The following is a 19,649-nucleotide window of genomic DNA, read 5'->3' on the forward strand; positions in this document are numbered from 1 at the left end:
CTTGAGAAGCGTCTACCCGTCGGGTAGATGACCCGGACGGGTCAGGCGCGGGTGGTCTCCCGCACGTCTGTGGTGCCCGCCGACGCCGGGGTCAGCGGGAAGTGGCAGGCCGTGAGCTGGTCGTCGTCTCCCGTGAGCACCGGCAGCGCGGTGTCGCAGCGCCGCTGGTCGTCGGCCGACAGCGTGGCGCGCACGGGGCAGCGGCTGGCGAAGCGGCAGCCGGGGATCTCCTCGACCGGGCTGGGCAGGTCGCCCTCCAGCACGACGCGCTTGCGTCCCCGTTCGAGCTGCGGGTCGGGCAACGGCACGGCGGACAGCAGCGCCTGCGTGTACGGGTGCCGCGGCGAGGTGAACACGGCCTCCGTGTCACCGGACTCGACCACCTGCCCCAGGTACATCACGGCGATGCGGCTCGAGATGTGCCGGATCACGGACAGGTCGTGCGCGACGAACAGGAACGCGACGCCGAGCTGCGCCTGCAGGTCCTCGAGCAGGTTGATGACGCCGGCCTGGATCGACACGTCGAGGGCGGACACCGGCTCGTCGAGCACGATGAGCCGCGGGTTCACGGCCAGGGCACGCGCGATGGCGATGCGCTGGCGCTGACCGCCGGAGAACTGCGACGGGAACCGGTCGACGTGGTCGGGGTTGAGGCCCACGAGCTTCATGAGCTCGCCGATGCGGTCGTTGGTCTTCTGCCGCGACCAGCCGTGCACCTTGAGCGGCTCGGCGAGCACGTCGTAGACGGGCATGCGCGGGTCGAGCGAGCTCATCGGGTCCTGGAACACGATCTGCAGGTCGCGCCGCAGCGCCGCCCGCTCGCGCTTCGTGAGCTCCTCGAGGTTCTTGCCGAGGACGGCGACCCGGCCGCCCTGCGGCGCCTCGAGCTTCATGATCTCGAGCAGCGTCGTCGTCTTGCCCGAGCCGGACTCGCCGACCAGGGCGACCGTCTCCCCGGCCCGGACGTCGAACGTCACGCCGTCCACCGCCTTGACGGTGCCGACCCGGCGGCGCAGGAGGCCGCCCTTGGTGAGCGGGAAGTGCCGCTTGAGCCCCTCGACCTCGAGCACCACCTCGCGCTCGGAGCGCGGCACCGACTCGAGGCTCGACTCGGCGGCCTCGGCGACCTCGTACGCCTCCTCGAAGGTGACGCCCTGCTCGGCGAGCTCGTCGGCGCGCACGCACGCGGCGAGGGTCTCGGGTCGCCCCGCCACCGGCAGCAGCTCGGGCTCGGCCGTGCGGCAGCGGTCCTCGGCCAGCGGGCAGCGCGCCGCGAACGGGCAGCCGACGGGCAGGTCGACCAGTGACGGCGGGTTGCCCTGGATGGGGATCAGGCGCCGGTTCTCCCCGCGGTCGGGGCGCGGCACGGCGCCGAGCAGCCCCATCGTGTACGGCATGGCGGGCCGGGCGAACAGCTCGTCGACGGGAGCCTGTTCCACCGGGCGGCCCGCGTACATCACGAGCACGTCGTCGGCCACGCCCGCGACGACGCCGAGGTCGTGCGTGATCATGACGACCGCCGCGCCGGTCTCGCGCTGCGCCTTCTTGAGGACGTCGAGCACCTGCGCCTGGATCGTCACGTCGAGGGCGGTGGTGGGCTCGTCGGCGATGATGACGTCGGGGTCGTTCGCGATGGCGATCGCGATCATCACGCGCTGGCGCATGCCGCCCGAGAACTGGTGCGGGTACGCCTTGAGCCGCTCGGCCGGGTTGGGGATGCCGACCAGGTCCAGCAGCTCGATCGACCGCTCCCGCACCTGCTTGCGGGTCAGGTCCTGGTGCAGATCGAGCGCCTCGGCGAGCTGGTCGCCGATGGAGAACACCGGGGTCAGCGCCGACAGCGGGTCCTGGAAGACCATCGCCATCTCGTTGCCGCGGTACTTCGACAGCTCGAGCTCGCTCAGCCCTAGCAGCTCGGTGCCCTTGAGCTTGATGGAGCCCTCGACGCGGGCGTTCTCGTCGAGCAGCCCCATGACCGACAGCGACGTCACGGACTTGCCCGACCCGGACTCGCCCACGATGCCGAGCGTGCGCCCCGGCATGAGGTCGAAGTTCACGCCCCGCACGGCGCGGACGGTGCCCGCCTCGGACGCGAAGCTCACGTGCAGGTCGCGCACGCTCAGGACGGGGTTCATGCTCGGCCTCCCGACCGCGAGTTCGGATCGATGGCGTCGCGCAGGCCGTCGCCGATGAGCTGCACGGAGAACGTGAGCAGCACGAGGGCGATCGACGGCGCGATCAGCACCCACGGCGCGGTGAGGACGACGCTCTGCCCGGCCTGGAGGATGGTGCCGAGCGAGGTGTCGGGGGCCTTGATGCCGAGGCCCAGGAAGGAGAGCGCCGTCTCGGAGTTCACCGCGGAGACCACGCCGAGCACGGTCTGGATGATGAGCACCGAGCCGAGGTTCGGGATGAGGTGCCGGCGGATGATCGTGAACGACCGCACGCCCATGTACTTCGCCGCGTGCACGTAGTCGAGCTCGCGCAACGACAGCGTCAGGGTGCGCAGCACGCGGGCGTACCCGATCCAGCCGAACACCGTGATGCCCAGCGTGAGCCAGAGCCAGCCGTTCGCGCCGGACGACGACCGCACGATCATCGCGATGAGCAGGAACGACGGGATCACCAGCAGCATGTCGAGGATCCACATGCCGACGCGCTCCACCCAGCCCTCGAAGAAGGCGATGGTGGTGCCGATGACCGCGGCGATCACCGTGATCGCCACCGACGACAGGATGCCGATGGCGAGCGAACGGCCGAGGCCTCGCGCGACGAGGGCGAAGACGTCGGACCCGCCCGTCGTCGTGCCGAACCAGTGCTCGGCCGAGGGGGCCTGCGCGAGGGCGAGGAAGTCGGGCTCGTCGTAGCCCCACTGCGCGATGCGCGGGCCCACGAACGCGAACACGACGAGCAGCACCAGCATCACGAGCCCGACGACGGCGGACGGGCGGCGCGCGAAGCGACGGGCTATGAGGGTGAGGCGCCCGGTGCGCCGCAGCCCGGTGCTCTGCTCCTCCTCCCCCGTGAGGACGGCGGCGGAGGTGACGGTCAGCTCGGAGTCAGCCATGTGTCCAGCCCTCTCAGCTGATCCGGATGCGCGGGTCGAGCCACGCGACCACGACGTCGGCCAGCAGCGCGCCCACGAGCGCGCACACGCCCGCGAACGCCGCGATGCACGTCGCGCCGTTGATGTCGTTGTTGTTGATCGTCGTGACGAAGTACCGGCCCAGGCCGTTGATCGCGAAGATCGTCTCGGTGATCACCGCGCCCGTGAACACCGCGGCGATGGAGAACGCGACGTTCACGGCCGTCGGGATGAGCGACGTGCGCAGCGCGTGCTTGCGGATCGCCAGGTGCAGCGGCAGGCCCTTGGCGCGCGCCGTGCGGACGTAGTCGGCCTTCATCGTGTCGAGCAGGTAGGTGCGCTGCGTGAGGTGGTAGCTCACGGCACCGATGATCGTCAGCACGATCGTGGGCAGGATGAGGTGCTGGGCGAAGTCCAGCAACCACGGGAAGAACTGGTCTCCCTCATAGCTGTGCAACCCGGTGACGTAGAAGAGCCGGAACCCGAGCGCCTCGTTGAGGTAGATCGCGCCGATGACGACGAACAGCGCCAGCACTGCCGTCGGGATCACGAGGAAGAAGGTCGCGAAGCCGCCCAGCACGCGGTCCTGCCACTTGTACTGGCGGATCGCGGTGTAGACGCCGATCGCGACGCCGATGACGATCGCGAGCACCGTGGCGAGCGTGACGAGCTGCGTCGACGCACCGATGCGAGCCGCGACGGCGGCCCCGACCGGTTCCTGGTCGGGGCTCAGGCCCCAGTTCCAGTGCAGGACGATGTCCGTCAGCCAGCGCCAGTAGCGCAGCAGCAGCGGGTCCTCGTCGTTGATGTTCGCCGCCGTGAGGGACGCGTTGATCGAGTCCATCGGCGGGCGCGGGTTGCGCGACAGGTAGTTGGACCGGGGGTCCATGAAGACCGAGGCCAGCAGGTACGTCGCCGAGACGGCGACGAAGAGCATCGCGACGTAGTTGACCGTACGTCGCAGGAGGAACCTGCCCATCAGGCGCGACCGACCAGATCGATCGGCCCGGGCACGGGAGTGCCTCCTCGTCCGGGCGGCTGGTTCCCGGTCAGCATGGCGAGAGGCGCGACACGCATGGACTTCCCTGTGCACTTGGGGCTCGTGGCCCGACGGCGCGCGAGGCCCACCCGTGGGCACCGGCCTCGCGCTCTGATGACGAAGACGCAGGTCCCGTGGGTTTGGCAGGACGCCTCACGAGACCCGTGCAACAGTCGCTGACCTTAGCCGCGCTCTGTTTCGCCGTGGTTCACGTCGCGTCACCGGGGCATTCAGCGCACCGGAGATGAGACACGGAACACACCATACGGCCGATAAAATTGCAGGTCAGCCCCTCCGTGACCGACGAACATATCGATTCGATCACGATTGTCGTCTCGGCCACCTATCTCGGCCTCCCACCGAGCGCGACGTCGGCCGGCCCACCGCGGAGGGTGGACCGGCCGACGTCGTCGCTCCCGGCGGGTGACGCCGGGCTCAGCGACTCAGAACTTCTCCTGCATCTGCGGGTTCAGCGACCTGAGGTTGGTCTTCGCCTTCCCGTCGATCCGGTCGTCGATGTCGAACGTGTCGAAACCGATCGCGAGGTCGTTCGAGTAGGCGTAGCCGTTGTACCAGTAGGTGGACCAGGTGCCCCCGTCGGAGACGCCCGCGCCGCGGTCGAACCAGGCGAGCTCCGTCGGGTTCTTCGAGTCGGTGAAGTCGAACACCGAGACGCCGCCCTGGTACCAGGACTGGACCATGAGGTCCTTGCCCGCGACGGGGATCAGCGAGCCGTTGTGCGCCACGCAGTTCTCGGTGGCGTCGTTGATGCGCGGGATCTTGTAGTAGCTCTGGAACACGAGCTTCGTGCCGTCCTTCCCGCCCTTCTTCCGGTCCTTCTCGATGTCGTAGATGCCGTTCGCGCCCAGCTCCGGGGCGTACTCGCCAGTGCAGGTGGCCAGCCCGCCGCCGCCGAGCTCGTCGGTGAACACGACCTTGGTCGCATCGTTGTTGAAGGTGGCCGAGTGCCAGAACGCGAAGTTCTCGGTGTCACGGACCGTGCTGATCACCTTCGGGTGGGCGCGGTCCTTGATGTCCATGAGGATGCCGTCGCCCATGCACGCGCCCGCCGCGATGTCCTTCTGCACGTAGGTGGTGATGTCGTGGCAGCCGGACGTCGCCGAGGCGCGACGGTCCGGGTCACCCTGGTAGCCGCCCTCCGGGAAGAGGTTCGGCGTGCCGACGAGCTCCGCCCCGGCCGGGTTCTTCACCGGGATCTTCACGACCGAGATGATGTCGTGCGGCGGCTGGCAGTCCGGGTAGGACGAGCTCGGGCTGTACGACGAGACGTAGACGTACAGGTCCTTGCCGTTCTTCGTCGGCGCGAGCGAGTGGGTGTGGGAGCCGCACGCCGTCTCCACGGACTTCACGTACTCGGGCGCCAGCGGGTCGGAGATGTCCCAGACCTTGATGCCCTCCCAGGCGTCCTTCTCGGTCGCCGGGCGGGTCGTCGAGGCGCACGAGTCGTCGCTGCGCGACGAGTCGGTGGAGAGCACCAGGATGTCGCCGTAGACGGAGACGTCGTTCTGCGAGCCGGGGCAGTACACCTGCAGCGCCTGGACGGGCTCCTCCGGGTCGGACAGGTCGTAGACCGTAAAGCCGTCGTAGTTGCCCGCGAACGCATACTCGCCCTGGAACGCGATGTCCGAGCCGGTGCCCTGCAGGGCGCCGTTCTTCGGGCTGTTGCTGAGGTGCTCGATGTTCGACGACGCCACCTCGCCCGGGGGCACGTCGGGGTCGAGGGCGTCGGACGCGGACGCCGGGCCCGCGAGCCCCAGCGCCCCGGCCGTCAGGGTCAGCGAGAGGGCGACACCTGCGGCGCCCCTCGTCCGTGAACTTCTCATCCGTGATCTCAGGGTTGAACGACGCACGGGCGCCACACCTCCTCGTTGGGTGACACTGAGTGTCGCCTGGAAACAATCTCCCAGCCAGGTGGGCGAGCATCTTTTTACGCAGCGGCAACAACCCCACGAGAGGATCCTCCGGTGACCACAGACCCCCGGCTCCGTCGCACCGCCCTGACCTGCGCCGTCGTCCTGGCCGCGCTCGTCGCCGGCTGCACCGCCGAGGAGCCGGCGCCGGCCCCGACGCCGTCGTCGGCCGTGCTCGCGCCGGGGAAGCCCGGCGAACCGGCCGAGACCATCGCCCCCGAGGACTACGAGGGCATGGGCGACGCGGACGTGGTCACCGACGCCGACGCCGACTTCATGACGCGGATGATCGGCCACCACGCCCAGGCCGTGGAGATGGCGCAGCTGGTCCCGGACCGGTCGGAGTCGGCGCCGCTCGCGAAGTTCGCCGACCGCATCCGCCTGACCCAGGCGGGCGAGATCGACTACATGAGCCGCTGGCTCGAGGACCAGGGCCTCCCGGTGCCCGCGGCGGCGACGGCGTCCTCGGCCGCGCCGTCCGACGGGAGCGGGCCGCGCGCCCCGCAGGCCCACGACCACGGCTCCATGCCCGGCATGCTGACCGACGCCGAGATGACCGACCTGGCGGACGCCGAGGGCACCGCGTTCGACCGGCTGTTCCTCGAGGGGATGATCAAGCACCACGCGGGCGCGCTGGAGATGGTCGACGAGCTCAGCTCCGCCGGTCGGGACGAGACGGTCCAGGAGTTCGCCGCGAACGTGGCCGCCGACCAGATCGCGGAGATCGACCGGATGTCCCGGCTGCTCGACGAGCTCCCCGGCTGACTGCGCCCGCGCTCACCCGGCGCCGGCGACCTCCGCGACGAAGGCCCGCAGCAGCGGGGTCGCGTCGGACGCCCGCCAGACCAGCGCCCAGCGCACCGCGGGCGCGCCGTCGAGCGGGAGGTACGTGACGCCCGGCCACGGGAAGTAGCGGCGGCCCTCGTCGGGCACGGGGCACACCACCTTCCCCGCGGCGACGAGGGCGAGGATCTCCTGGTAGGTGGCGGCGGCCGGCCCGCGCGGGACCTCTCGGCCGGCCGGCGTTCGCTCGGGCAGCACGCCGGACAGCCAGGACGCGGGCGCGGGACCGCGGACCGTCGGTACCGCATGGTCGGCGAGCGTCTCGACGTCGGCCCGGCCCGCCGCGGTCAGCGGGTGGTCGGCCGCCACCAGGAGCCACAACGGCTCGGACCGCAGCACGGGTCCCACGGCGAGGTCCGGCTCCGTGACGGGGAGCCACGTCGTCAGCAGGTCGACGTCGCCACGTCGCAACGCGGCGAACGGGTCGCTGAAGACCACCTCGTGGAAGCGCAGCTCGACGTCCGGGTGCCGCGCGCGGAACCGGGCGAGGTCGGGCTCCAGCTCGTGAGCCTCCGCACCCATGAAGCCGAGCACCAGCGTGCCGGACACGCGCCGCGCCGCGGCCGACGCGGCGGCGACGGCCTGCCCGATGCCCTCGTAGGCCGGCCGGAGCTCGGCGTGGAGCACCTCCCCCACCGCGGTGAGCTCGACCTTGCGGCTGGTGCGCTCGAACAGGGGAGCCCCGACGGCCCGCTCCTGCTTGCGGATCGACTGGCTCACGCGCGACACCGAAACGTGCAGCCGCTCCGCCGTCCGGCCGAAGTGCAGCTCCTCCGCGAGGGTCAGGAAGATCTCGATCTCACGTAGCTCCACGCCCCGTCGCACCCCTCGCCGCCGTGCACCCTCAGCCCGGGGCGACCGATCGTTGACCCGGGGTGAACGAGCGTAACCGGATCGGCCGTTGATCCGTGCCGGGGGCGCGGCGAGCCTGGGAGCGGCCCGCACGGCCGATCGCACCACACCCCAGGAGGTCCTATGCGCCCACCCCTCGTCGACGAGCAGTCCGCACGTCCTCGGGAGCACGCGGGCCTGCGCCGGCACGGGCGCCCGCTGCACCGCCCCGCGCCCGCGCGGCGGCTGCCCCCGGCGTCGGTCCGGCGGCGGCACCGCGCCGCGGCCGCACCCGTCCCGCGCCGGGCCGTGGCCGGCGAGTGGCTCGCGCTCCACGTGGCGGCCGCGGACGACGACGAGGGCGACGACGACGGCGACGGTGAGGACGGTCGCGGTCAGCCCCGACCCAGGGCGGTCACCAGGAGCATCGTGGAGTCGTCGTCGGACTCGAGGCCGGCGAGCTTGTGCTCGATGACCTCGAGGTCGCGGGTCAGGCCCACGGTGGAGCGGAGGTCCTCCAGCCGCTCCAGGAGGCGGGTGCCACGGCGTTCCACCAGACCGTCGGTGTAGAGCAGCAGCGACTCCCCGGGGGCGAGGTCGACCCGGCCCGCGCGCACGGCCTCGCGCATCGCCCCGACCGGAGGGTTGCGGACCACCTCGACGAACCGGGCGCCCTGCGCGTCCGCGACCACGGGGGGCAGGTGACCGGCGCACACGTAGTCGACGGAGCCCGCCCCGGTACCGGGGTCGACCTGGAGGATGCCGACCAGCAGCGTGGCCATGTCGTCGGTGAGGAGCGTCCGGGCGAGGCGGTCAAGCCCCGCCGCCGCCGTCGCGACGTCGCGGTGCTCCAGCAGCAGGGTACGCAGGCCGTTGCGCAGCTGGTTCATCGCCGACGCCGCGGGCAGGCCGTGCCCGGCGACGTCGCCGATGACGAGCGCGGTGCGGCCGTCGGGCAGCTCGAACGCGTCGTACCAGTCGCCCCCGACGCTGCCGCCGTCCGCGGGCCGGTAGCGGGCCTCCAGCCGCCACCCGGGCAGGGTGGGCAGCTCCGCCGGCAGCGAGGAGTGCTGGAGCACCAGCGCGGCGCCCAGGTCGGGCCGGGAGCGCCGGTACAGGAGCTCGACGACGGTCCGGCGCGCCACGAGGGCGGCGCGCACGTCGTGGTCCGACCAGGGCTCGCACGTGCCGTGCACGGCCTCGCGCCACGCCGCGAACGACTGCCGCGGGCCCACCCGGACGACCGCGCCGCTCTCGTCCCGGTCGACAGTCTTCGCCCGCGGGTCGCCGCCCCACGTCACCTCGCGCGCGACCTCGCGACGGAACAGCGCGAGCAGGTCGCCGTCCGGCAGCGGGGCGACGAGCGCGCCCGCGACCTCGCCCAGCCGGTCCGCCAGCCCCGGGTGCTCGGCCCGCAGGTCGTGCGACGTGTACACGGGTTCCGTCCCGCCGTCGCGGCGCGCCCGGGCCGTGCGCCGCACCACGTCGACCACCTCGTCGGGGGCGTCGGGGACCAGCCCGACCGAGGCCGTCACCTCGCCGGTGCGGACCACGGCGCCGTCGACGCCGAGGATCCGCAGCAGCTCCGGCTGGGCGACGGCGTCGGCCACGGGGTCGTCCTCCACCTGCACCAGCGCCTCGAGCGCGCGCGAGACGTCGCGGGCGTGCTGCGCGTCGTCGGCGGCGGCACGCACCACCATCTGCAGCGACAGCCCCGACGCGAGCGCCTCGGCCGCCGCGCGGACCTCGAGCGACGGCGTGTGCGGGCCGTCGACGTGGTGGCACGCGACCATCCCCCACAGCCGCCCGCCCCGCAGCAGGGAGATCGACATCGAGGAGCGGACCCCCATGTTCCGCAGGTACTCGACGTGCACGGGGGACACGGCGCGCAGGCTCGCGAAGGAGAGGTCGGTCGGCTCGCCGGTGCCCGGCAGCAGCGCGGGCACCAGGTGCCGCGGCACGGCCTCGACGTCGGAGATGAGCCGCAACCAGCTCTTCTCGTACAGGGCGCGGGCCTGGGGCGGGATGTCGCCGGCGGGATAGCGGTGACCGAGGAAGGGCTCGAGGTCGTCGCGGCGCGCCTCGCCCACGACCTGGCCGTGGTGGTCCTCGTCGAACCGGTAGACCATCACCCGGTCGAACCCGGTCACCTCGCGCACCCCGCGGGCGGTGAGCTCGTACAGCTCCTCCAGCGAGCCGGCCGTCGCCGCCTGGCCGAGCACGGTGTACGCGGCGCGGTACGGCTCGGCCGGGTCGGCGTGCTGGTCCGCGAGCGGCTCGAGCTCGACGATCACGACGGACTGCGGGTTGCGGTGGGTGGAGGCCACCCAGGTGCGGCCGTCGAGCACCACGCGCCGCAGGCCGTCGGCGAGCGGCCCGCCCTCGGTGACGTCGTCGAGCCGGAGCGCCTCCGCCGCGTCGTCCCCCAGCAGGGCGGGGAGGGTGCACCCGAGCACGTCCTCGGCCGCCGTGCCCAGGAGGTCCTCGGTGGTCTCCGACGCCTGGACGACGACGCCGTCGGCGAGCGCCAGCAGCACTCCGCGGGGCTGGATCGAGCCCGGCACGTGGATGGGTTCGGCCGCACAGACCTCGAGGTCGGCGTCGTCGGCACTCGTGGGGGCGGAGCTCTGCATGGTCGATCAGCCTCGTCCCGGCCTCGTCAGTGCGCGGCAGCCGCTTCTGGACGTGCGCGAGCGAACCATCCCACGCCGCACAGGGCGGCTCCAAACCCGCAGGCGGCGCCCGTGGCGACCCGGGCCGCTCAGGGGGCGGTGACGAAGACGTCGAAGAGCTCGGGGTGGTGCCCGTGCACCAGCACCGCGAAGACGACGAGGTCGAACAGCAGGTGCACCGCCACCACGTAGGTGAGGCTCTTGTAGCGGCTGAAGATCCACCCCTGCACGAGCGCGAACGGCACGGTGAGCAGCGGCCCCCACTCGCGATACCCCAGCTCCCACAGGAACGACACGAAGATCGCCGCCTGGAGCACGTTCGCCGTCCACAGCCCGAAGTGGCGGCGCAGCAGCGCGAACACCGTGCACACGAAGAACAGCTCGTCCCAGATGCCCACGGCGTTGACGCCGACGAACAGCCGGGCGACGTCCTGCCCGCCCTCGAGCTCGGGCCAGTTGAGGTAGGCGCCGGAGCCCAGGAAGTACCAGGGCAGCACGAGGTAGCCCACCGCCACGACGACGACCAGGTAGACGTACTGCCCGCGCGACCAGCGCCGTCCCGTCGCGACGGGGAAGCGCACGGCTCCGGAGCCGTCGTCGTCCCGGAACAGGTAGCGCGACGCCGCCCAGGGCACCAGCACGGCCAGCGAGAGGACGACGGCGAAGCGCGCGATGCCGGCGTCGGACAGGTCCGCCTCGAGGGAGATCGTCGAGATGATGCCGAGCGCGACGGCGATCAGCGCGAGGTCGCGGCCGAGCCGCCGGTCGACGAGCAGGCCGAGCGCGACGCCGGCCACCAGCGGCACGTAGGCGAGGGGGCGCACGTGCACCGCGAACAGCAGCACGGCCGACCCGGACACGAGGGCGGCGGCCAGGATCCGCGGCAGCGCGGCGGGGACACGGCGGGTGACGTCCATCGTCCGGCGAGGATATCCGGCGGCCTGCGTGGGAGAATCCGGGGCATGGTCGCGGGTCGCGGAGCGCACAGCCGTGACGGGGGTGCGTGCCCGTGACCTCTCGATCCTTCGACCGAGCCGCGCCGGCCCAGGACGCGCCGACCGCCGGCGCCGTGCAGGCGCTCGTCGCGGCGGGCCTCGCCCGGCCGGTCGCCGACGAGTCGTTCGACCGCTTCGCCCGGCTGGTGCAGCGCCAGCTCGGCGTCCCCACCGCCCTCGTGACGCTCGTGCTCCCCGACTCCCAGGTGTACCCCGGCGCGCTCGGGCTGCCGGACCCGTTCCAGGCCACCCGGCGCACCACCCTGCGCGAGCCGCTGTGCGGCGAGACCATCCGCTCCGGCGCGCCCCTCGTCGTCGAGGACCTGCGCGCCGACCCGCGCTTCGCGAGCCGGGAGACGGTCACCGAGCTCGGCATGGGGTCCTACGCGGGCTTCCCGATCTTCGACCGGCACGGCACCGCCGTCGGCACGGTGTGCGCGCTGGACACCGAGGCGCACGCGTGGAGCGCGACCGACCTCGCCACCCTCGCCGACCTGGCCGCCGCCTGCACCGCCGAGCTGCGCCTGCGCCTGGAGCGGCAGCGCGCGCACCGCATCCAGCAGGTGGCGGTGCACGCCACCCGCCGCACCCGGATGCTGCTCGACCTCACCGACCGGTTCGCCGCCGCGACCACCCTCGACGAGATCGTGGACGCGCTGCGCGCGTCCGGCCCCGGGCTGGGCACCGTGTGGGCCGCGCTCGCGCTCGCGGAGCCCGGCGCGTCCGGCCTCACCCTCGTGGAGCGCGACGGCGCCTACCCGTACCTGCCGCGGCACTGGCGCTTCTCCGACCCGGCGGTGGCGTCCGTCGCCCGCGCCCGCCGCCCCGCGTTCTACCGCGACGGCGCGGCCGCGCTGCGCGACCAGCCCACCTGGGAGCCGTGGATCGACCCGTCCCTCGGCGGGCTGGCGCTGCTGCCCATGGTGGTGGACGACCGCCTGCTCGGCGTCGTCGTGCTGCTGTGGCGCGGCCCGCACGACCACGACGACGAGAGCCGCCGCACGGCCGCCACGCTCGCGTCGTGCGTGGCGCAGGCGCTGGTGCGGATCCGGGTGCTGGAGGACCGGCACCGCGTGGCCACCACGCTGCAGGCCGCGATGCTCACCGACCTGCCCCGGGTGCCGTACCTGGAGCTCGCGTCCACCTACGCGTCGGCGACCCGCACCGACAAGGTGGGCGGGGACTGGTACGACGCCGTCGAGCTCGACGCGCGCTCGACGGTGCTGATGATCGGCGACGTCACCGGGCACGACATGCAGGCCGCCGCCCGCATGGGCCAGCTGCGCGCGATGCTGCGCACCCTCGCGTGGTGCCAGGACGCCCCGCCGGCACGCCTGCTGCGCGAGCTGGACCGCGCCAACCGCGGCCTGGGGCTGACGGCGAGCGGCACCGCCGTCGTCGCCCGCCTGGACCGCACCGGCCGCGGCGAGCCGGGCAGCGGCGACGACCGGTGCCGGCTCTGGTGGGCCAGCGCCGGCCACCCGCGTCCGGTCGTGCTGCGCGCCGACGGCCGCGTGCAGGAGCTCCCCGGCCGCCCCGACCTCATGCTCGGCGTCGACCCGTGGGTCGTGCGGCGGGACCACGCGGACGAGCTCGGCCCCGGCGACACGTTGCTGCTCTACACGGACGGGCTCGTGGAGTCGCGCACCGCGACGTTCGCCGCCCGCGCCGCGGACCTGCGCGCCGTGCTGGCCGACCTGCACGGCGCCCCGACGGCGGAGCTGCCGCAGCGGCTCGTCGACCGGATGGTGCACGGCCAGCAGCGCGACGACGTCGCCGTGCTCGCCGCCCGGGTGCGCTGACCCGGGCGGACAGGGCCGTCAGGGGTGCGCCACGCCCAGCTCGACGAACATCGCGCGGTTGAGGCGGAAGGCCTCCTGCGCCTCGGAGACGGCGAGGTCGACCTCGGTGTCGTCCAGGTCGAGGTCGTCGAGTCGCTCGCGGTACACGTCCTTGAACGGCTTGGCCTTCGGGATCTCGGGGAAGTCGTAGAACTCCAGCCCCGCCACGCCCATGCCGTAGTGGCGCTGCATCATCCGCTGGATGACCTGGCCGCCCGAGAGGTCGCCGAGGTACCGCGTGTACGCGTGCGCGGCGTAGCAGGCGACATCGCCGGCGACGGCATCGATCCGCGCGACGTAGCGCTCGGTGGCGGGCAGCACGCGCACGACGTCGCGCCAGCCGGCGCCGTACAGGTGCGCGAGGTCGCGCTCGATGGCGGGCACCCGGGTGAGCTCGTCGAAGACGAGGGTGCGGCCGCGCTCGTCGGCGCGCATGAGGTCGCTCGCCCGCTCGAGCGCCGTGTAGACGACGAGCTGCTGCGCGGCGAGGTCGGCGTACGCGGCGACGTCGAGCCCGCCGGAGAGGAGCCGGTCGACGAAGCCCTCGGACTCCGCCTGCGAGTGCTCGGCTCGCGTGCCCTCGCGCAGCCGGATCGAGAGCGGGGCGAGCTCGGCGAGCACCGTCATGGGACCTCCAGCGTTCGGGTGTCATGACGGGACGTCACGACGTGGCGTCACCATAACAGCCGAAGTAAGGCTTGCCTACCCTGATTCCGAGGCATGGTCGTGCGGGCTGTCGGTACCACCCGGCAGGCTGGGCCGATGACGACGAGCGAGCTTCCCCAGGACGCCAAGGCCGTGCTGCACCGCTACCTGCGCGAGGCGAGACAGGCGCTGGTGTGGAAGGTGGAGGGACTCTCGGAGCGGGAGGCGCGGATGCCCCGCACGCCGACCGGCACCAACCTCCTGGGGCTGGTCAAGCATGCGGCCACGGTGGAGATCGGCTACTTCGGCGACGTCTTCGGCCGCCCGTGGCCCCGCCCCGACGACGCGCCGTGGCTGGCCGCGGCCGACGCCCCCGACGCCGACGCCGACGCGCTCCAGGCGGAGTTCTTCGCCACCGCCGACGAGCCGGCCGAGCGGATCGTCGGCCTGTACCGGCAGGTGTGGGACTTCGCCGACGCCACCATCGACACCCTGTCGCTGGACGCGCCCGGGCACGTCTGGTGGTGGCGCGAGGGGAACCGCGACGTCACGCTGCACCAGATCCTCGTGCACGTGGCCACCGAGCTGAGCCGGCACGCCGGGCACGCCGACATCCTGCGGGAGGAGGCCGACGGCGCCGTCGGGATGCGGCCCGGCAACGACAACCTCGCCGACGGCTTCGACTACGCCGCGTACACCGCCACCCTGCGCGGCATCGCCGAGCGGTTCCCCGAGGAGCCCCGATGACCGACCCCGACGTCCCCACGATCCGGCAGGTCGTGCTCGACACGACCGACGCGCGCGCCCTGGCCGAGTTCTACCGCGAGCTGTTCGGGCTCGCCTACCGCGCCGGCGACGAACCGCCGTCCCCCGGCGCGCCCGACCCGCGGGGCACGGACTGGCTCGTGCTGCGCAACCCGGGCGGCGTCCCGCTCGCGTTCCAGCAGGTGGCGGCGCTGCCGCCCTCCACCTGGCCGGAGGACGGCGTGCCGCAGCAGCTGCACCTCGACGCGACCGTGCCGGACGTCGCCGCGCTGGACCGCCAGCACGAGCGTGCCCTCGCGCTCGGCGCGCGGCTGCTGCTCGACCGGTCCGACGACCCGGAGGAGCCGCTGCGGGTCTACGCCGACCCCGCCGGCCACCCGTTCTGCCTCTTCGTGGGCTGACGGGGTCGCGGCGCTCACCGGAGTCGGGCCACGGGGGACAATGGGCCGGTGCAGTGCCCCCACTTCGACGCCGGCCGCTGCCACTCGTGCACCCTCCTCGCGACGCCGTACCCCACGCAGGTGGACGAGAAGGTGGCGCACGTGCGGGCGCTGCTGGCCGACGACCGTATCGACTGGCTGCCCGCCGTCACGGGCCCCGAGGCCGGGTTCCGCAACAAGGCGAAGATGGTGGTCAGCGGCACGGTCGAGGAGCCGGTGCTGGGCATCCTGGGCTCGGCGGCGGGCCCGTTCGCGGGACAGGGGATCGACCTCACCGACTGCGGCCTGTACCCGCCCGCGCTGCAGGAGTCGTTCCCCGTCCTGGCCGCCCTGATCACGCGGGCGCGGCTGCAGCCCTACGACGCGACGTCGCCGTCGCGCGGGGCACGCCGCCGCGAGACGGCGCGCGAGTCCGCGTGGCGCGGCGAGCTCAAGCACGTGCTCGTGACCCTCTCCGCGGACGGCGAGCTCATGGTGCGGTTCGTGCTGCGCAGCCAGGAGCCGGTCGCGCGCCTGCGCAAGCACCTGCCGTGGCTGCTCGAGGAGCTGCCGCAGGTCGCGGTGGTCAGCGTCAACGTGCAGCCGGCGCACGCCGCCGTCCTCGAGGGCGACCTGGAGATCGTGCTCACCGAGCGGCAGACCCTGCCGATGCGCGTCGGCGGGCAGGCCGGAGGGGACGGCATCACGCTGCACCTGCGCCCGCAGAGCTTCTTCCAGACCAACACCGCCGTCGCCGCCGCCCTGTACGCGCAGGCCCGGGCGTGGGTGGACGAGGTGGCGCCCGCGTCCCTGTGGGACCTGTACTGCGGCGTCGGCGGCTTCGCGCTGCACTGCGCCTCCCCCGGGCGCGCCGTCACCGGCATCGAGATCTCCGCGGAGGCCGTCGCGAGCGCCACCACGACGCGCGACGGGCTCGCCGCGCTGCCCGCGGACGCCGTCGTCGCCGGGCACGACGCCGCGTGGTGGGCCGACGCCGTCGCCGACGTCCGCTTCGCCGCCGGCGACGCCACCGAGCTCGTGCCCGGGTCGTCGCACGACGCCGTCGCCCCCGAGCTGGTGGTCGTCAACCCGCCGCGGCGCGGCATCGGCGCCGGCCTGTCCCGCCGGCTCGAGGAGTCCGCCGTCGGGCACGTGCTGTACTCCAGCTGCAACGCCGTGACGCTCGCCGAGGACCTCGCTCGCATGCCGTCGCTGCGACCGGTCCGTGCGCGCCTGCTCGACATGTTCCCGCAGACCAGCCACTACGAGGTGCTGGTGCTGCTCGAGCGGACCAGCGCCGCGGACTGATCCCAGGGGTTTCCTGCAAGCGCGCTGAGGCCTACGCTCGCGCCAACCGCACCCCGCAGCGTCGCGCGGTGCGTCGAGGGCCCTACCCGGGCCCCGCCGAGTCACCCATCTGGAGGTCGACCGTGAGAGTTCGCACGTTCCCCGCGGCCGTCGCGACCACTGCCCTCGCCGGGCTCGTCGTCGCGGCGTCCCTCACCCCCACGGCGACGGCGGCACCCGCCGTCGCCACCGGCAAGCACGGGACCCACGTGCCAGGGCCGGACCTGTCGAAGAAGGTCACCGGCGAGCGGGTGTTCCGCCACCTGGAGGCGTTCCAGGAGATCGCCGACGAGAACGGCGGCAACCGCGCCGCCGGCAGCCCCGGCTACGAGGCGTCCGCCGCGTACGTGGAGAAGGTGCTCCGCCAGGCCGGGTACTCCCCCGAGCGGCAGTACTTCGAGTTCGACACCTTCGACGTGCTCGACCTGTCGGTCACCGTGCCCGGCGTCGACTTCGAGCCCGTACCGATGACGTACTCCACGTCCACGCCCGACGACGGCGTCACCGCGACGGCGGTGCGGCCCGCGATCGCGGACGGCTGCCCCGCCAGCGACGACCCCGCGGCCCCGCACGAGGACTCGTGGGCCGGCGTCGACGCCACCGGAAAGATCGCTGTCGTGCAGCGCGGTGCGTGCGCGTTCGCCGCGAAGGCGCTCGCGGCCGGCGGGGCCGGCGCCGCCGGGCTCATCATCTACAACAACACCGACGGCGCCCTCAACGGGACGCTGGGCGAGCGCAACGACGGCTACGCGCCGACCGTGGGCGTGACGCAGGCGGAGGGCGCGGCCATCGTCGCGGCGATCGAGGCCGACCCGGCGCTCCAGGTGTCGTTCGACCTGCAGGCCGTGATCGGCACCTCCGAGACGTTCAACGTCATCGCCGAGACGAAGCGCGGGCGGCACGACAACGTCGTCATGCTGGGCGCCCACCTCGACGGCGTGCCGGAAGGCCCGGGCATCAACGACAACGGCACCGGCTCGGCGGCGATCCTGGAGACCGCCGTCCAGCTCAACAAGAAGAGCGCCAAGCTCAACAACGCCGTGCGGTTCGCGTGGTGGGGCGCCGAGGAGCTGGGGCTCGTCGGTTCCGCGCACTACGTCGACGACCTCGTGACGAACGACCCCGAGGCCCTCGACGACATCGCCACGTACCTCAACTTCGACATGGTGGGCTCGCCGAACTACACGATCGGCGTGTACGACGCGAACGAGTCGACGTTCCCCGCCCCCGTCGAGGTGCCCGAGGGCTCCGTCGCCACCGAGGCCGTCTTCACCGACTACTTCGACGGCATCGACCAGGCGTGGGTGGACTCGGAGTTCTCCGGCCGCTCCGACTACGACGCGTTCATCAGCAACGGCATCCCGGCCTCCGGCCTGTTCACCGGGGCGGACGCGATCAAGACGGAGGAGGAGGCCGCCGTCTTCGGCGGGGTCGCCGGCGAGGCCCTCGACCAGAACTACCACTCCGAGGGCGACGACCTGTCCAACGTGAGCCTCGAGGCGCTGGACATCATGTCCCGCGCGATCGGTCACGCCGCGCAGCAGCTGGCGTGGAGCACCGAGGCCGTCAACGGCGTCGAGCCCGGCCGGCCGGGCCACGGCCACGGGAACGGTCACGGTCACGGCGGGGGTCACCACCGCGGGGCGCACGGCTTCGCCACGCGCTGACCTGACCTGAGCAGCGCCGCACAGCGGTCGAGCCTGCAGGGACCCGGTCCCGGCAGGCTCGACCTGTGACCGGCGTCAGGCGGTCAGCAGGTCCAGATCCACTCCGGCCAGTTGTAGATCCGCTCGACGGTCACGCCGGTGTCGGCCCCGGGCGGCGCCTCGACCGTGACGGCGACCTCGCCGACGGCGTTCCGCCACGACGCCACGTACCAGCCGTCGCCGTCTCGTCGGCACTCCTTCGCCCGGAGCCAGCGGCGGTCCTCCGTGACCTTGACGACCTCGGCGTCCGGGTCCGTCGTCGTGACCGCGTAGACCCCGCGCAGGCCGGACGTGGCGACGGTGACCGTGGTCCGCACGGGCGTCGGATCCGGCGTCGGGGAGGGTGTGGGCGTCGGCGTGGGCTTCTGCGTGGGCTTCGACGTGGCGGGGGGCGTCGGGGTCGAGGTCGGCGTCGAGGGCGTCGGGCTCGGCGACGCGGGCGGCGTCGGGCTGGTGGAGCGGGACGGGGACGGCGTCGGCTCGGTCCCCGCGTCGCTGGGCTCCGGCGACGACGGCGGCGTGCCCGGCGGCGACGTGGTCGGGGTGGTGCCGGGCGACGTGGGCTCGGGCGTCGGGTCCGCCGTCGGGTCGCCGGTCGGGGGCGCCGACGGCTCCTCGGACGGGTCCGGATCGGGCGAGGTGCTCGCGCTCGGTCCGGGCTCGGGCGGGGCGTCGGGAGACGAGGGGTCGCCGGGTGCCGGTGCGGGTGCCACGGCCGACGACGTCGGACCGGCCGCGGGCGGCGCCACGGCGGGACCGCCGCCTCCGCCGCTCAGCGCCACGGCGACGGCCGCGACCGTGACGCCCGCCACGGTGCCCGCGCCGACCAGCCCGGCAGTACCCAGCTGTCTGCCGAGCTGGCCGAGCCGCAGCACGAGCGTCCGCACCCACTCCCAGCCCGCGAGCAGCGCGGCTCCGACGGGGCCGGACCACGCGACCGCCCCGGCACCGGTCGTGCCGGCGGCGAGCGCGCCGACCACCACGGGGGCGCCCGCGGCGGCTCCCGCGGCCGTGCCCGCGAGCAGCAGGGGGCCCGCGTCACGCACCGCCCAACCCGCCTCGCGGACGTCGATGAACGCCCGCATGCAGCCCTGGCAGGCGAAGAGGTGCGCCTCGAGGACGGTGCGGCGCGGCGGCGAGAGCCGGTGCCGCACGTACGAGTGCAGCGACTGGCGCGTGTCGACGCAGCCCGGCGGGCACGCGCGGGCGTGGGCGGCGGCGAACGCGGCACCCAGCCGCTCCTCGGCCTGGCGCAGGCGGCGCAGCACTGCGCGGGCGTGCATGCCCAGCTCGGTGGCGATCGCCGAGAGCTCGCGGCCCACGACGTGCCGGTCCCACAGCAGCCGCTGGTCGTCGTGCGGCAACGTCGCGAGCACCGTGCGCAGCACCGCGGGGTCGACCGTGCCGGCGGCCCCCGGGGCGTCGTCGCGCCCCTCCGCCGCGGCCGCGGCGCGCATCTTGCGGATGGCGTCGTCGACGGCGCCACGGCGCACGGGCGCGTCGCCGTCGTGGATCGCGGTCACGCGACGC

General features: G+C 73.4%; 15 protein-coding genes. 6 read left to right on the top strand and 9 right to left on the bottom strand.

The features are described 5' to 3' along the window. Nucleotides 1-41: 41 nt before the first annotated feature. The 4 genes from ACQP60_RS07985 to ACQP60_RS08000 all read right to left on the bottom strand — a co-directional run bounded on the left by ACQP60_RS07985 (nucleotide 42) and on the right by ACQP60_RS08000 (nucleotide 5,968). Nucleotides 42-2,135 carry an ABC transporter ATP-binding protein gene (locus tag ACQP60_RS07985; protein WP_429730403.1) on the bottom strand — a complete coding sequence of 698 codons (2,094 nt, stop codon included), beginning with the start codon at nucleotides 2,133-2,135 and terminating at the stop codon, nucleotides 42-44. Beyond that, a complete protein-coding gene (locus ACQP60_RS07990; RefSeq protein WP_429730406.1) occupies nucleotides 2,132-3,067 on the bottom strand; it encodes an ABC transporter permease in 936 nt (311 codons plus the stop codon). Before ACQP60_RS07990 ends, ACQP60_RS07985 begins: the two co-directional genes overlap by 4 nt. A gap of 13 nt (nucleotides 3,068-3,080) precedes the next feature. After that, nucleotides 3,081-4,064 carry an ABC transporter permease gene (locus ACQP60_RS07995; protein ID WP_429730409.1) on the bottom strand — a complete coding sequence of 328 codons (984 nt, stop codon included), beginning with the start codon at nucleotides 4,062-4,064 and terminating at the stop codon, nucleotides 3,081-3,083. A gap of 503 nt (nucleotides 4,065-4,567) precedes the next feature. Then, the gene (locus ACQP60_RS08000) at nucleotides 4,568-5,968 is read right to left on the bottom strand and encodes an LVIVD repeat-containing protein (protein WP_429730412.1); all 1,401 of its coding nucleotides are present in this window, start codon (nucleotides 5,966-5,968) and stop codon (nucleotides 4,568-4,570) included. A gap of 141 nt (nucleotides 5,969-6,109) precedes the next feature. Between ACQP60_RS08000 and ACQP60_RS08005 the strand changes: the two genes are divergently transcribed. Further along, on the top strand, nucleotides 6,110-6,820 hold the full coding sequence (locus ACQP60_RS08005) for a DUF305 domain-containing protein (RefSeq protein WP_429730415.1): 711 nt from the start codon (nucleotides 6,110-6,112) through the stop codon (nucleotides 6,818-6,820). 12 nt (nucleotides 6,821-6,832) lie between these two features. Here the strand turns inward: ACQP60_RS08005 and ACQP60_RS08010 are convergent, their stop codons facing one another. The 3 genes from ACQP60_RS08010 to ACQP60_RS08020 form a co-directional block, all read right to left on the bottom strand. Continuing rightward, nucleotides 6,833-7,711, bottom strand: a complete 879-nt coding sequence (locus ACQP60_RS08010; RefSeq protein ID WP_429730418.1) for a LysR family transcriptional regulator — start codon at nucleotides 7,709-7,711, stop codon at nucleotides 6,833-6,835. A gap of 413 nt (nucleotides 7,712-8,124) precedes the next feature. Next, the gene (locus ACQP60_RS08015) at nucleotides 8,125-10,362 is read right to left on the bottom strand and encodes a SpoIIE family protein phosphatase (RefSeq protein WP_429730421.1); all 2,238 of its coding nucleotides are present in this window, start codon (nucleotides 10,360-10,362) and stop codon (nucleotides 8,125-8,127) included. A 128-nt stretch (nucleotides 10,363-10,490) separates the two neighbouring features. Beyond that, nucleotides 10,491-11,318, bottom strand: coding sequence for a CPBP family glutamic-type intramembrane protease (locus ACQP60_RS08020; protein ID WP_429730424.1), 828 nt, complete (start codon nucleotides 11,316-11,318; stop codon nucleotides 10,491-10,493). A gap of 92 nt (nucleotides 11,319-11,410) precedes the next feature. On the opposite strand from ACQP60_RS08020, the gene ACQP60_RS08025 reads away from it, so the two are divergent. Then, a complete protein-coding gene (locus ACQP60_RS08025; RefSeq protein ID WP_429730428.1) occupies nucleotides 11,411-13,198 on the top strand; it encodes a SpoIIE family protein phosphatase in 1,788 nt (595 codons plus the stop codon). Nucleotides 13,199-13,216: 18 nt separating this feature from the next. Here the strand turns inward: ACQP60_RS08025 and ACQP60_RS08030 are convergent, their stop codons facing one another. Next, on the bottom strand, nucleotides 13,217-13,864 hold the full coding sequence (locus tag ACQP60_RS08030; RefSeq protein WP_429730430.1) for a biliverdin-producing heme oxygenase: 648 nt from the start codon (nucleotides 13,862-13,864) through the stop codon (nucleotides 13,217-13,219). Between the two features lie 135 nt (nucleotides 13,865-13,999). Here ACQP60_RS08030 and ACQP60_RS08035 point away from each other — a divergent pair, with 135 nt between their 5' ends. From ACQP60_RS08035 to ACQP60_RS08050, 4 genes are all read left to right on the top strand, one after another. Then, a complete protein-coding gene (locus tag ACQP60_RS08035; RefSeq protein WP_429730433.1) occupies nucleotides 14,000-14,629 on the top strand; it encodes a DinB family protein in 630 nt (209 codons plus the stop codon). Then, nucleotides 14,626-15,048, top strand: a complete 423-nt coding sequence (locus ACQP60_RS08040; protein ID WP_429730436.1) for a VOC family protein — start codon at nucleotides 14,626-14,628, stop codon at nucleotides 15,046-15,048. The genes ACQP60_RS08035 and ACQP60_RS08040 overlap by 4 nt, the downstream gene beginning before the upstream one ends. A 48-nt stretch (nucleotides 15,049-15,096) precedes the next feature. After that, complete coding sequence (gene rlmC / locus ACQP60_RS08045; protein WP_429730438.1) at nucleotides 15,097-16,374, top strand: 23S rRNA (uracil(747)-C(5))-methyltransferase RlmC; 1,278 nt, start codon at nucleotides 15,097-15,099, stop codon at nucleotides 16,372-16,374. A 122-nt stretch (nucleotides 16,375-16,496) separates the two neighbouring features. After that, complete coding sequence (locus ACQP60_RS08050) at nucleotides 16,497-18,080, top strand: M20/M25/M40 family metallo-hydrolase (RefSeq protein ID WP_429730440.1); 1,584 nt, start codon at nucleotides 16,497-16,499, stop codon at nucleotides 18,078-18,080. A gap of 83 nt (nucleotides 18,081-18,163) precedes the next feature. Here ACQP60_RS08050 and ACQP60_RS08055 read toward each other — a convergent pair whose 3' ends face one another. Next, the gene (locus tag ACQP60_RS08055) at nucleotides 18,164-19,642 is read right to left on the bottom strand and encodes a zf-HC2 domain-containing protein (RefSeq protein WP_429730443.1); all 1,479 of its coding nucleotides are present in this window, start codon (nucleotides 19,640-19,642) and stop codon (nucleotides 18,164-18,166) included. Nucleotides 19,643-19,649 lie beyond the last annotated feature (7 nt).

The sequence above is a fragment of the Isoptericola variabilis genome (genome assembly GCF_050311655.1).
GTDB classification, from domain to species: Bacteria; Actinomycetota; Actinomycetes; order Actinomycetales; family Cellulomonadaceae; genus Isoptericola; species Isoptericola variabilis.